The 12,121-nt window shown below is 59.5% G+C and carries 15 protein-coding genes; all 15 read right to left on the bottom strand.

Annotated elements, in window-relative coordinates:
• Positions 1-2 precede the first annotated feature (2 nt).
• On the bottom strand, positions 3-386 hold the full coding sequence (locus JKL45_RS03565; protein ID WP_201859726.1) for a response regulator: 384 nt from the start codon (positions 384-386) through the stop codon (positions 3-5).
• A gap of 53 nt (positions 387-439) precedes the next feature.
• Positions 440-889, bottom strand: a complete 450-nt coding sequence (locus JKL45_RS03560; RefSeq protein WP_201859725.1) for a hypothetical protein — start codon at positions 887-889, stop codon at positions 440-442.
• Positions 886-1,230: a magnesium transporter CorA family protein gene (locus tag JKL45_RS03555; RefSeq protein WP_201859724.1), complete on the bottom strand. Its 345-nt coding sequence runs from the start codon at positions 1,228-1,230 to the stop codon at positions 886-888. The genes JKL45_RS03560 and JKL45_RS03555 overlap by 4 nt, the downstream gene beginning before the upstream one ends.
• A gap of 40 nt (positions 1,231-1,270) precedes the next feature.
• Complete coding sequence (locus JKL45_RS03550; protein WP_201859723.1) at positions 1,271-1,774, bottom strand: rod-binding protein; 504 nt, start codon at positions 1,772-1,774, stop codon at positions 1,271-1,273.
• Between the two features lie 47 nt (positions 1,775-1,821).
• Positions 1,822-2,220: a hypothetical protein gene (locus tag JKL45_RS03545; RefSeq protein ID WP_201859722.1), complete on the bottom strand. Its 399-nt coding sequence runs from the start codon at positions 2,218-2,220 to the stop codon at positions 1,822-1,824.
• 5 nt (positions 2,221-2,225) lie between these two features.
• On the bottom strand, positions 2,226-2,981 hold the full coding sequence (gene fliR / locus JKL45_RS03540) for a flagellar biosynthesis protein FliR (RefSeq protein WP_201859721.1): 756 nt from the start codon (positions 2,979-2,981) through the stop codon (positions 2,226-2,228).
• Positions 2,978-5,053 (bottom strand): flagellar biosynthesis protein FlhA, encoded by a 2,076-nt coding sequence (gene flhA, locus JKL45_RS03535; RefSeq protein ID WP_201859720.1) that lies wholly within the window; start codon positions 5,051-5,053, stop codon positions 2,978-2,980. Before flhA ends, fliR begins: the two co-directional genes overlap by 4 nt.
• Positions 5,054-5,178: 125 nt before the next feature.
• Entirely contained in the window at positions 5,179-5,445 is a 267-nt protein-coding gene (locus tag JKL45_RS03530; RefSeq protein ID WP_201859719.1) for a flagellar biosynthetic protein FliQ, read from the bottom strand.
• 1 nt (position 5,446) lies between these two features.
• Positions 5,447-5,842 (bottom strand): flagellar hook assembly protein FlgD, encoded by a 396-nt coding sequence (gene flgD / locus JKL45_RS03525; RefSeq protein ID WP_201859718.1) that lies wholly within the window; start codon positions 5,840-5,842, stop codon positions 5,447-5,449.
• Between the two features lie 14 nt (positions 5,843-5,856).
• On the bottom strand, positions 5,857-6,273 hold the full coding sequence (flbT, locus tag JKL45_RS03520; protein ID WP_201859717.1) for a flagellar biosynthesis repressor FlbT: 417 nt from the start codon (positions 6,271-6,273) through the stop codon (positions 5,857-5,859).
• Positions 6,270-6,617 (bottom strand): flagellar biosynthesis regulator FlaF, encoded by a 348-nt coding sequence (gene flaF, locus JKL45_RS03515; protein ID WP_201859716.1) that lies wholly within the window; start codon positions 6,615-6,617, stop codon positions 6,270-6,272. The genes flbT and flaF overlap by 4 nt, the downstream gene beginning before the upstream one ends.
• Before the next feature lie 15 nt (positions 6,618-6,632).
• The gene (locus JKL45_RS03510; RefSeq protein WP_201859715.1) at positions 6,633-7,982 is read right to left on the bottom strand and encodes a flagellin; all 1,350 of its coding nucleotides are present in this window, start codon (positions 7,980-7,982) and stop codon (positions 6,633-6,635) included.
• A 3-nt stretch (positions 7,983-7,985) separates the two neighbouring features.
• Complete coding sequence (flgK, locus tag JKL45_RS03505; protein WP_201859714.1) at positions 7,986-9,449, bottom strand: flagellar hook-associated protein FlgK; 1,464 nt, start codon at positions 9,447-9,449, stop codon at positions 7,986-7,988.
• A gap of 32 nt (positions 9,450-9,481) precedes the next feature.
• Entirely contained in the window at positions 9,482-10,696 is a 1,215-nt protein-coding gene (locus JKL45_RS03500) for a flagellar hook protein FlgE (RefSeq protein WP_201859713.1), read from the bottom strand.
• Positions 10,697-10,787: 91 nt separating this feature from the next.
• Positions 10,788-12,113, bottom strand: coding sequence for a flagellar protein export ATPase FliI (gene fliI / locus JKL45_RS03495; RefSeq protein ID WP_201859712.1), 1,326 nt, complete (start codon positions 12,111-12,113; stop codon positions 10,788-10,790).
• Positions 12,114-12,121: the final 8 nt, after the last annotated feature.

The raw sequence follows: 12,121 nt of genomic DNA, 5'->3' as shown, positions 1-12,121 counted from the left end.
TGTCACGCTGAATGGGAGGCGGGGAGAACACCAAGTTCCTGGAACTTGGCGGCAAGAATATCCCTGTCGAACGGCTTCATGATGTACTCGTCCGCGCCTGCATCCAAAGCCCGCGTGATACGATCGATATCGTTCTCTGTCGTGCAGAACACGACCTTCGGGGCCTGACCCTCCGGCGTCGCACGCAGATGCTTGAGGAAGCTGTATCCGTCCATGACGGGCATGTTCCAGTCCAGGAGGATCACATCCGGCATCTCTGCCTGGCACGCCTGGAGGCCCACCTCACCGTTCTCCGCCTCAGCAACGCGGAAGGACAACCCTTCAGCAACTTCGCGGGAGACCTTCCGGATGACCCGGGAGTCATCAATGATCAAGCAATAATTCATTTGAAAAAATTTCCTGTTCCCGTGCAGTTCGGCTCCTGGTGGAGCGCCTACCGCTAGGAGCGAATGGCAGACTTGTCGACGAAGTTGAAATTTTCGACAAGGATTTCCTTGACGATCTCGGCACCCAGACGTTTGTTGATTTTCTCTCGAACGTTGCTGATCATCCCATTGACATTGTAGCGGGACAGCTTCTTGAAATCGAGGGTCTCATCGGCATAGACATGCCGGAAGACCTCATCCTGAATGAAGGCTTCCGGAGGGATCGAAATCTCCCGCAATGTCTTGGCATCGGCCGTGAAGACGAGGTTGGCGATCACGTATCCCTGGACGGCTCCCTCGGCGATGACCGGAATGTTCATTGGCGGCAGCTTCTTGTACTGCAGGCCTTCATAGCTTCCCTTGTCCTCGACAGGCGCCTTTCCGACGGTCCAAGTCACCGCCGCATAGCACGAGGCCAGCGTGACGGCGCAGACCCAGAAACCCGCCATCACGTTCTTGATCATGCGCCGTACCCTGTCTTGGCCACATGAGCCGAATAGGTGCTGTCGGACTCGGCTTTCTGGATTGCGTTCGAGATGATGCTTGCGACCTCCTGAACGGCATGCATGTGACGCCGGAGAATATCCTGGTTCTGCTCGATCTTGCCCTGCAGGTTCTGTAGGCGCTTCGTCGCTTTAGGATCTAGGGCGCTGATCTCAGCCGTCCGAACGATGCGGCTGATCTCAAGAAGGCATTGGCTCTTGCGGCGGTTGAACTCATCCAGATTGGAGAGGTCCCGCGCCATGAGCGCCGACGTTTCCATGTCGAGCGTCTCTTCAAGCCGGTCCAGCGATTTCATCAGCATGGGCATATTCCTCTGTTCGAATGATTTCTGGCGACCAGCTCTACACCTTGCCGAGCAGGGTATTCATCGATTGGGCCGCTCCCTGTGGGGCGGCAGCGGACGAACCATGCTTTCGAGCGTTGAGAAGCCTCTCCGCGATCCCGATACCGCCAGCCTTCGACAACTGGCCGCCGATCTGCTCGGCCAGCATGGACTTCCAGATCGAGCCCGCATTGCCCTTGCCGTAGGTGTTCTCGGCATCCTTAGGCAGCATCGACTCGACGAAGGTTTGCAGAATGTAAGCCTCGAAATCCTGATGGGCCTTGCGCACCTTCTCGGCGTTTGCAGTCTCGGCATCATTGCGCAGCGAGTTACGCAGGGAATAGATGTCGGCGCCTGGCATCATGAGAGGCTTGTCCGCGGCCTCCTTGATGGCGTCGTCGAAGCTCGCGCCTTCCGCAGGCGAAGCCCCCTCCGTGAGCTTGCGCGACGCAGCTTGGAGGCGAGCCGGGTCGGCCGCTCTGGCAACGTCGTTGATAATATCTGAGGGCGGGCTGATCGCCATCGCGTCACTCTCGGTTCTTGCGTTCGGCTTTTTCTACAACGGCTAGCTTACGGGAAGCTTGCGCGGCTGCCCTTTGCAAGCGTCTCAAGGATCGAAGCGAGATCCTTCTTCTCCGTTTCACGCCGATCCTGACCTTTGAGGTTCGTCAGCATCTTCTCCGTCCGCTTCGCCTGCATGGCTTTATCGAGAGCGACGGCCTTCTGGGCGACCTTCGCCTTTTCGACATGGCCTTCCTGAGTCGAAAGAGCCTGCAATCGCTTGGCGGCCACATCCACGAACAGGCCATGGAGCGTATCATGGTCGTTCATCGAGTGAATGATCGCCTCCTGCGCCGTTCTCAGCTCTGCGGCCTCCTTTTCAAGAAGAGAGACTTTCAGCTCGGCCTCCTGCTTGAGACGCTCCTGAACCTTCAGAATGCGGTTCATTTTCTTGATGCGTTGTTTCATGCCGGTTATCCGTTTTTAAGCCAGACGGATAAGGCATCGATGAAGAGGAGAACGTAATCCTGAACGGCAAAGTACATGATGAAGAGGCCGCCGAGCATGATGAAGGGTGTTGCCAGGAAGTAAACCGGGATCTGCGGTGTCAGCTTGTTGGTAAGTCCCACTGCCAGGTTGACGATGACAGAGTAGAGAATGAACGGACTGCTGATCCTGAGGGCCAGAACGAAGGCCGCGGTGATCTGGTCCACCAGTTGGTTCAGAGACAAACGTGTTCCGAAACCCACGCCCATCGGCAGCCGCGTATAGGATTCTACGATGCCGCGATAGAGTTCCCAATGCAGGTCGGAAAAGAACAGGATCGCCGTTGCCGCCATCATGATGAAGGAACTGATCGGCGGAAGAGGCTCAGCCTCATCGATAGGCGTTCCGGGCATGCCGCCGAGGCTTAGCGCCATGGCGACGGCACTCAGCATGGTCTGCAAGGCCAGAAAGTAGACCCGTCCCAGCAACCCGATCAGAAGGCCAGTCAGCAGTTCGGACCCAATCGAGACGAGCATCGTGGCGGGCGCGAGGTCGGTCACGCCATTGTTGATCCTCGTCAGCAGGACGGGAGCCAGGGCGAGACTTGTCGTCAGGGCAATGAACAGGCGAACCTGCATTGGGATGCGGAAGCTTGAGAAGCCAGGGGCAATGAGCAGACAGCCGCCAACCCGGCAGAAGATCAGGAAGATCCCGAGCAAAATCTCGGAGGAGGCTTGGGTCACGAGATCGTCCCAAGGGAATTGACCTCCACGCCGCGCGCAATTTCCAGGTGGGATAGCACGGGCAGCGACGAGAACATGCGCTCGATGATCATCCGCACATAGGGGCGCGCGTCCGGCGCAGTCACGATGGCGAAGTTCTGGACCTGTCCCATCCGGGTCTTGATCGCGTCGGAGGCCTCGCCGCCGAACTGCTCCACGAGGCGTGGGTCGATATCGAACTCGACCACGTCCCCCTTGGCATCCCGCTTGAGGCTCTGATGGAAGGCGATGTCCCACTTGTTGCCCAGACGCAGCACGTTGAGGGCGCCTCCATCCGCGAGATCGCCGCAGATCTGCTGTGCAATGCGCACCCGAACATGCTCGACCAGCTGCTCGGCCCTGCGCGCATGCGGGGCAATCTCGGCAATCGCCTCGAGAATGAGGCTCAGGTTCCGGATCGAGACCCGCTCCGCCAGCAGGAGCTTCAGCACGGCCTGGAGACCTGAATAGGAGATCTGCGATGGGCAAATATCATCGAGCAGCCGCTTATACTCCGTGTCGAGGCCATCCAGGAGATTGCGAACGTCCTTGTAGGAGAGAAGCTGCGGCAGGTTGTTGCGGATCACCTCGCTCAGATGCGTGAGCAGGACCGAACCGCCGTCGACTGCCGTGAAGCCCTGCCGCTTGATCTCGCTGACATAGACGTCGGAGATCCACAGGGCCTTCATTCCAAAGGCAGGTTCGCGGACCTCGTCGCCCGGAACGTCCGGCATCGGGCCGTCACCGAGCACGACGAGAAGATCGCCCGGCCGGATCTCCTGCGTCGCCACTACGGTTCCGTGGATCTTGATCTGATAGCTTTTGGGCGGAATCATCAGGCTGTCGGAGAGCTTCACATCCGGAAGAACGAAGCCGTAATCCTGGGCGAACTTCTTGCGCATCTTGCTGACGCGGTGCGCAAGATCCCCATGTGAGCTTGCGAGGTAGGACGCGAGATGCTTGCCGAGGCATACCTCGATTTCTGCCAGCTTCAGGGACTCCTTCACCGAATCCCGCGACTCCAGAAGATTCTTCTGCTGCTCCTCGGCGACCTTGACCTTAGCCTTGGCTTCCAGGTCGGCTCTCTGCCTCGGGATCGAATAGGCGATGAAGCCCATGCAGCCGCCCAGCGCCAGGAAGGGGATCATGGGAAGGCCAGGCATGATGGCGAATACGAACATCAGGGCAGCGGACACCATCAAGGCCCGCGGATAGGCTCCCAGCTGATCGAGAACCGCCTCCTGCGCCTGCCCGCGCGTGCCGCCCTTCGAGACGAGAAGGCCGGCCGCGAGGGAGACCACCAAGGCCGGGATCTGGCTGACGAGGCCGTCACCCACGGAGAGCTGCGTGAAGACGTCTGCAGCTTTCGACAACGGCATGCCATGCCGGGTGACACCGATGATGATCCCGCCGAAGATGTTGACCGCAATCGTGATCAGGCTTGCGATGGCCTCGCCGCGGACGAACTTGGAGGCACCGTCCATGGAGCCGAAGAAGGCGCTTTCCTCCTCGAGTTCCCGCCGCCGCTTCTGGGCTTCCTTCTCGTCGATCAGGCCTGCGGACAGATCCGCGTCAATGGCCATCTGCTTGCCGGGAATGGCATCGAGGGTGAAGCGGGCGCCGACCTCCGCGATTCGGGTAGCGCCCTTGGTGATGACCAGGAAGTTGACGGTGATGAGAATGATGAAGACGACGATACCGATGACGAAGTCGCCGCTCATCACGAATTGGGAGAAGCCGCTGATCACATGCCCGGCCGCATCGATGCCCTTATGGCCGTCGGAGAGGATCAGGCGGGTCGACGCGATGCTGAGGGCAAGCCGCAACAGGGTCACGATGAGGAGGACCGTCGGAAAGGCCGAGAATTCCAGCGGCTTCTGAATCCAGAGAGCCACCATCAGGATCAGGACCGACATGGCGACCGAGAGGGCAAGGCCCATGTCGATCAGCAGAGGAGGAATCGGCAGGAAGAGAATGGCGAGAATGGCGATCACGCCGCCGGCGAAGGCCACATCCCTGCCGCGGCTCAGCGCTGTAGTTTGAACTGCTTCCATGTGCCTGTCAGCTCACCGATTGAACGTTGAGCCTGACAGATGCACCACGAAGCTTGCGCGGAGGTCGCAAGCCATCGGGAGCAGGAGAATGCCGCTGTTCCCGATGAGCAAAAGGGCCTCGGCTCTTAGAACCCTGTTACAATCCGGCCGTAGACAAGTTCTGTGAAGGCGAAGATCTGGGAGCCGACGAAGGAACCCGTTATCAGCGTGACGACCAGAATCGCGATGATTTTCGGGATGAACGTAAGGGTGACCTCCTGGATCTGGGTCAACGCCTGGACGAGGGCGATAACGATGCCGATCACCATGGCGGCGGCCACGGCAGGACCTGCTCCGATGATGACGGTCCAGATCGCGGCGCGGACCAGTTCCAGGGCGTCGACTTCGTTCATGTCAGCTCACCACGATACCTGGGCCGAGCAGAACGTTGGCGCCACCGGTCAGCTTGGCGACGGCGCCCTCGTTGGTGATGAACACCGATTCCACCTTGCCGGAGGTCTTGCCGTCTGCCGTCGTCACAGTCCGGCCGATCACACTGCCGGCTTGGTCCAGAGCCGATGATGCGAGCAGCGCATCGAGCTTGGCATTGCTCTGCACGGTCTGCTCGACCTGGGAGAAGGTTGCGAGCTGAGCCATATACTCGGTGGACTTCATGGGTTCCGTGGGGTCCTGATTTTTCATCTGGGCCATCAGGAGCTTCAGGAAGTTGTCATAGGTCGCCGTGGCGGTCGCCTGGCCGGTCGCACTCGACCGGTTTGCGATAGACGATGATACAGAGGTCACATTCATCACAATATTCCCGGTTAGGCGGCCTGAACGGCTGCAGTGACTGGGGCGACGGAGCGCTCCTCCGGCTCGAACAGAGTTCTGATGAGCTTGAGAGCCTCGAAGATCCGGCCCGCTTCGACCAGATCACCGGTCCTGCTAAGGGCCTCCTTCGTGGGCTCATCTGCAGCGGTCAGAAGGATCGAGGCATACAGCTTGCGGAAGGCGCCCATCACCTTGTCGGCTTCCTGAGGGTTGATCAGGATGGACTGCGCAACGAAGTAGAGCTGACGCATCGGCGTGGTTGCCTCCGTGACCTGAAGCACGTGGCTCTCCAGGAGGAAGCGCGCTTCGTTCAGAAGACTTAAGGTGACCTTCTGGCTCACCGTCAGCACCGCGCCATTGATGAAAATCCGCTCGCCCGCCTTGAGGGAAAACCGCATCTTCGCTTTCATTTCAGGCCTTCCTGGATCATAGAATTGATATCAATCAGAGCTTCAAGATTGTTGTGTTCGCCTCGGACTACGCGATCGGACTCGCGCATGACCCAAAGGCCGATGGAGATGAGCTGCCCCTTCAGTTTGTCCGGGAGCCCATTATCGGGATGTCCGATATCCTTGATCAGGTAGGTCCAGAGACGCTGAACGAAGACGATGGTCTCAAGCATTTCCTGGGACTGTGACGGCTTGCCTTTGGCCGCCTTCATCATGGTAATGGCCTGGTCGAAAAGCTGGTATTCGCGGTCGCGGCAATCTCTGGAGGAGTCCTCAATGACTTCGGCGTAGGAAAAACGGTACATACTTCACTCCACCCATTACAAATAGTTGATCAGGCTCATGGTCCTGAGTTGTGCCGTCAGGGAGTAGGACGTCTGGATTTGCGTCATCAGCCGATCAACCCTGATCTTCGCCTCGGCCGGGTCGACCGCCTCCAGATGGATGATCTTCGCGTCGAGAATATCCTTCTGCAGGCTCATCCGCTCATCAGCCTCCTCGACCTTCTCCTGAACGGCTCCAAGCTTCGATTGCATGATGGTCACGCCGGTAGTGGCCTCGGAGAAGGTCGCAATCGCTTTGTTGACGAGGGCTTCCCTGGTACTCTCACCGAGACGATCGAGACCGAGTTCTGAGATCATCGTGTAGGCCATGGCCATCTTCTGGATCCCACGGTCGTTGGCGTTGGTCGATGCCTCCACCTTTTCCGTCGCGGAGATCTTGCTCTGGATGTTCTGGCCCGATGCATTCGACCAGTCCTGCCAGTTGGTGCCTTCGAAAAGCGCCGCAAAAGGCCCGTCCAGAAAGGCTTTCATGTCGCCGGGTGTGATCGTCGATACGGCAGCATCATTCACCCCGAAACCGAACGTCGACATGAAGGCTGAGGCAACCGCGGCTTGAGGGCTTCGCGTGACGGATCCCTCGACTGGGATCCCGGTCCCGTCCATATCCGTGAAGGAGCCGGTCACATCGGTCTTGCCTGTCAGATCGGTCGATTTCAGCACGAGGTTTCCAGTCACGGGGTCGCGGGATGCCTCCACACCGCTGAGGGTGGTTGCCGTGACCGCTGCGTTGATGGACGCGACGAGATCGTCGACGGTGGTCTCTCCGGTGACAGTGAAGATTTGATCCAGGGCACCACCCACATTGAACGTGATAACATCAGTAGTCGACAAACCCGATACAGGAATGCTGACATCCGGGCGCAGGGCAGGCGTTCCGCCCGAGTAGTCGTTGAGCGGCTTCTCCTGCGAGTTGATGCCGCCGAAGATGTACTGGCCGCCTACGGTGCTGTTCATCGACGACGTCATGCTTTGGAGATTGGCTTTCGCCTGATACATGATTGTCGAAAGGCTCGACGAACTCAGCGGCGTCGCGATGAGTGCATCCATGAACTTGTCGGCATTGGTCCGCACCTGATCCAGAGCCGTCGTGCTCGATTTCATCCGGAGCAGGATTGAGGCGTTGCTGTCGACCAAGGCGTCGATCTCAGCGCGATCCTGGCGCAGGGACAGAGTCTGGCCGGTCTTGTAGCCGAGCTTCAGGCCCACATCGGCCTCACGGCCGGTGACAAGCTCCTTGTTTGCCTTCACAAGGCCTGTCTGCAGCTTGTCGAGCGACGTTTTGGATGAGTTCCAGAGCGCCAGGGTCGAGACAAAAGTCGTTCTCATGGATTAGCCCACCACGCTGAGGAGTGTCTTGAGCATCTGATCGATAACGGAGAGCAGCTTGGCCGAAGCGGAATAGGATTTCTCCAACTGCAGCATGAGCGCGGTCTCGTCATCCATGTTCACATCCGTCGCGTTGGACAGCGCCTCGGATGCGTGACCGAGGAGAGTTGTCTGATACTCCACCCGCTGATGCGCACTCTGACGCGTCGCCTCAAGCCAACTCCCCGATGATGAGGTGAGGCTGAGAAGCGACGCCTGAGGGCCGAATCCCAGATCGGTATTGATTGGGCGCTTCACAGACATGGCATCCACAAGCCCGGAAACGCGGCCGGAGAATGAAGCATTTGCGCCATCGGCACGGTTATAGACGTAGTTAGCCCCGTTGATGCCGCCATCGCGGATCAGTTCGAACTTTCCGCCCTCTGCCGGATTGACTGCAGCATTCACCCGCAGCACTCCAGCGAGTCCAATCGGAGCCGGAGAGCCGGGCACAGTTGTGCCGGCCGGATAGGTGAAGACACCAGGCTTGTCCACATCTGGCGGCACCGTCTGATCCTTCTCTGCGAAGGCCTCGACAAGGGTGCGGGCGATCTCGTCAAGCTGCCCCTGGTAGGTTGCGGCGACATCGTCACGCAGCTGGGTCAGCCCAGCAAGGTTGCCGGAGTTCAGCGGCATCGGCGCGCCCAGGCCCGTCACGCGGATGCCGTCAATGAAGACATCCGCTCCCGACACCGCAGGGCCGAACACGGTCGTGCGCGCGAACGTCACGGTCCGCGGAGACCGGTCGAAGAGCGGGACGCCACTGTCCGTGTAGAGTGCAACATCATGGCCAGCACGAGGGACGACCGTGATGCCGATTTCCTCGGACAGCTGCGCGATCAGGCTGTCGCGCTGATCCATCGCGTCGCTCACGTCGGCTCCCAGGGCCGACCCGCTCATCACCTGATTGTTCGCCTTCTCGTACTTGAGAAGCAGGTCGTTGATGCGCGCAACCGAATCCCCGATCTGGCCGTCGGCTTCCAGGCGGACGGCCTGAACCGTGGATGTGGCATCGTTGAGGCTCGTCGCCATCTCCGTGGCGGCCTTGACGACGGCCTGAGCGAGATTGGGATTGTCCGGCGCGTTCGCATATTGCTGGAGAGCGCTGTTCAGGGCTCCCATGCGAGCCGCCGGCGATTGATCGAGCTCCGTGTCGCCAATGGTGGCGCTGAGCTTTTGCAGCCCTTCGAGCAAGGCCTTCTGGGTTGCGGCACTGGAGGTGGTCTCCAGCATCTTCGACAGCAAGGCGCTGTCACTCGCCCGAAGCACCGTGATCCGGGCGAAGCCGCCCGTCGTGGTGAGCGCCCCGATCTTGCGGGAGTAGCTTGGGTCCGAGGCGCCAGCCGTATTGCGCGACACAAGCGCCATCTGCGATTGCGACGCCTGGAGCGATGAACGTGCCGTGTTGTAGGCAACAGACAAAGACATGGATCAATGGCCCTAAGGCAAGAGGATGCAGATTACCGCTTCAGATTCATCAGAACGTCGAGCAGCTCCGATCCGGTCTGGAAGACCTTCGAATTGGCCGTGTAGCTGGTCTGAGCCTCGATCATCGCCGTGAGCTCGGTACCAATATCGACGTTCGATCCTTCCAGGGCTCCTGAAGCGATCGAGCCGAAGCCGGACATCTCAGGGAAACCAACTTGATAGCCGCCGGAAGCCGCCGTCGTCTCGTAGACGTTGCCAGCCCGGGGGCTGAGGTTGTCCGGGCTCGACACGTTCGCCAGCGGGATCCGATATGCCCCGACCCGAGTGCCATCCTCATAGACAGCATAGACGGTGCCATCTGCGGCAAATTCCACATCCTTCACAGCGGATGGAGCATTGCCGTTGGCCTCGCCGGTGACATTGTACTCGCCGGCCAGCTGCGTCATACCCTTCATATCAAGGGCAAATGCTTCGCCGCCAGGAATGCCAAAATTCAGTACGGACGGCCCGGTGATCTGCCCGTCATCATTGAACGTCAGAGTCATCGATGTCGTACCGGCCGCGGGAATGGGGGTCAGCGGGTCAGATGTCGTTCCATTCGCAACACTGATGGTCCATTGCGTGTCGTTGATCTTCGATAAGGAGATATCGATTTTGATCGGGTTGCCGACCTTGTCGTAGACTTGAAGCGAGGATTGCTTGCTGACGACCGCGGGGGTAAGAGCAATGGTACTATCCGGCAGATTGCCTTTGAAGGTTCCCTTTGTCGATCCGGTGGCCTGCATAGCGAAAGAGGCCATATTCACGGGCACGACGCCGTCGAGGCTGTTCAAAGAGGGAGTAGCTTCGCCCGCCCCGAGCTTATAACCCATCAGGGTGAAGCCCGATGCATTGACGAGATTGCCTGTCCGTCCATCTTTAACGAAGTTGCCGGCGCGGGTCAGGTAGGGGGACCCACTTGGGTCGCTCACCACGAAGAAGCCGTTGCCTGAGATCGCAAGATCCGATTGAGACGTCGTATAGGCGATTGGCCCCTGATCGGCGATGGTGTAGCGGACACGGCTTGTGACGGAGCCAGAGTTGTAGTTGCCTTCGCTCGACGGCAGGATAAGCGACGAGAACTCCGTCGAAGCACGCTTGTATCCATTGGTGCTCGAGTTCTGGATGTTTTCGGCGACAGTCCCCAGCTTGTTGGACTGGGCGTTCATGCCAGAGACGCCGCTACGAAGAACGCCATAAAGACTCATGGATAGCTCCTAGATTTCAGCCTGAACTAAACACCACGACGCTTGTGCGAAGCTGTGTTGGGCCATGCTGTGGATGGGGGAAGAATTCATGCTATTGTCTCAGGATCTGAGCCAGATCCATGAAGGCATCGCGGCTGGCCGGCATCGACGGATCCTGCCGCAGGGCCTCGTAGATCTTTGGGACGAGCACCACGGCCTGATCGAGTTCCTGATCGTTCCCAGGGTGATATCCGCCCATCAGCCGGAGGTCGCGCGTATCCTCGAATCGCGCGATGAGGCTGCGCAGACGACGAACGAGCTCCTTCTGATCGGGAGACCATACGTGATCGGCCAAACGTGAGATGGAGCCGAGAACATTGATGGCCGGGTACCGGCCCTGGTCGGCAATGGCGCGATCAAGAACGATATGCCCGTCGAGCGTTCCACGGATGTTATCAGCCACAGGATCATTGTGATCGTCGCCGTCAATCAGCACCGAGAAGATGCCTGTGATCGCCCCTCCCTTGCCCTCCTCTCCCGGCCCGGCGCGCTCGAGAAGACGTGGGAGATCGCTGAACACGCTGGGTGTATACCCGCGCGCGACAGCAGGCTCGCCGGCGGCAAGCGCCACGTCGCGAGCCGCATGGGCATAGCGGGTCACGGAGTCGACAATGAGCAAAACCGATTCGCCGCAATCGCGAAAATATTCCGCCAGCGCCACGGCCGTCCTCGGCGCTTGGCGGCGCATCATCGGGCTTTCGTCGCCGGTAGAGACCACCATGATGGACTTGTGGAGGTTGGCCTGGATCGGCCCCTCCAGGAACTCTCTCACCTCACGACCGCGCTCTCCGACTAAAGCGACGACGATGGTGTCGAAGCCGTCGCACTTCGCCAGCATGGTCAGAAGCGTAGACTTGCCGACGCCCGAACCGGCGAAGATGCCGATGCGCTGCCCCTTGCAGATCGGTGTGAACAGGTCGATCGCCTTGACGCCGGTCCTGAGCGATTCCTTGACCCTGGAGCGTAGCATGGCCGATGGAGGCTCGGCGTCGTTCTGAACCGTTGTCGCGCCCGGAATGAGCGGCCCTGATCCATCCAGCGGTTCACCGAGGGCGTTGATCACTCTGCCGCGCCAGCTGTGATCGGGGCTCAAGCCGATATCCCCGGCAAGGAACGCCGGCATGCCGAGACCGGCCTCGATCCTTCCGTTGAAGGGTTTGACCGTGACGCCGCCACTGTCAATGCGGACGACCTCTCCGATCTCGGTTTTGTCCTGTGCTGCAAACCCGATCCGGTCTCCGAGCTTGACGAACTGGGACAGGCCGGCGACTCGGTAATAGCTCGGCGTGACCTCGTTGATGACGCCGCTGATTCTGACCTTCCGCCGCGCCCCACCTTCGGTGAGAACGAACTCTTCAAGCGACTGCAGGGCATTCATGGCAGCCA

The organism is Microvirga soli (genome assembly GCF_016734765.1).
GTDB lineage: Bacteria > Pseudomonadota > Alphaproteobacteria > Rhizobiales > Beijerinckiaceae > Microvirga > Microvirga soli.
Note: the sequence above shows the minus strand (reverse complement) of the source record. Positions and strands in the feature narration are given on the sequence as shown.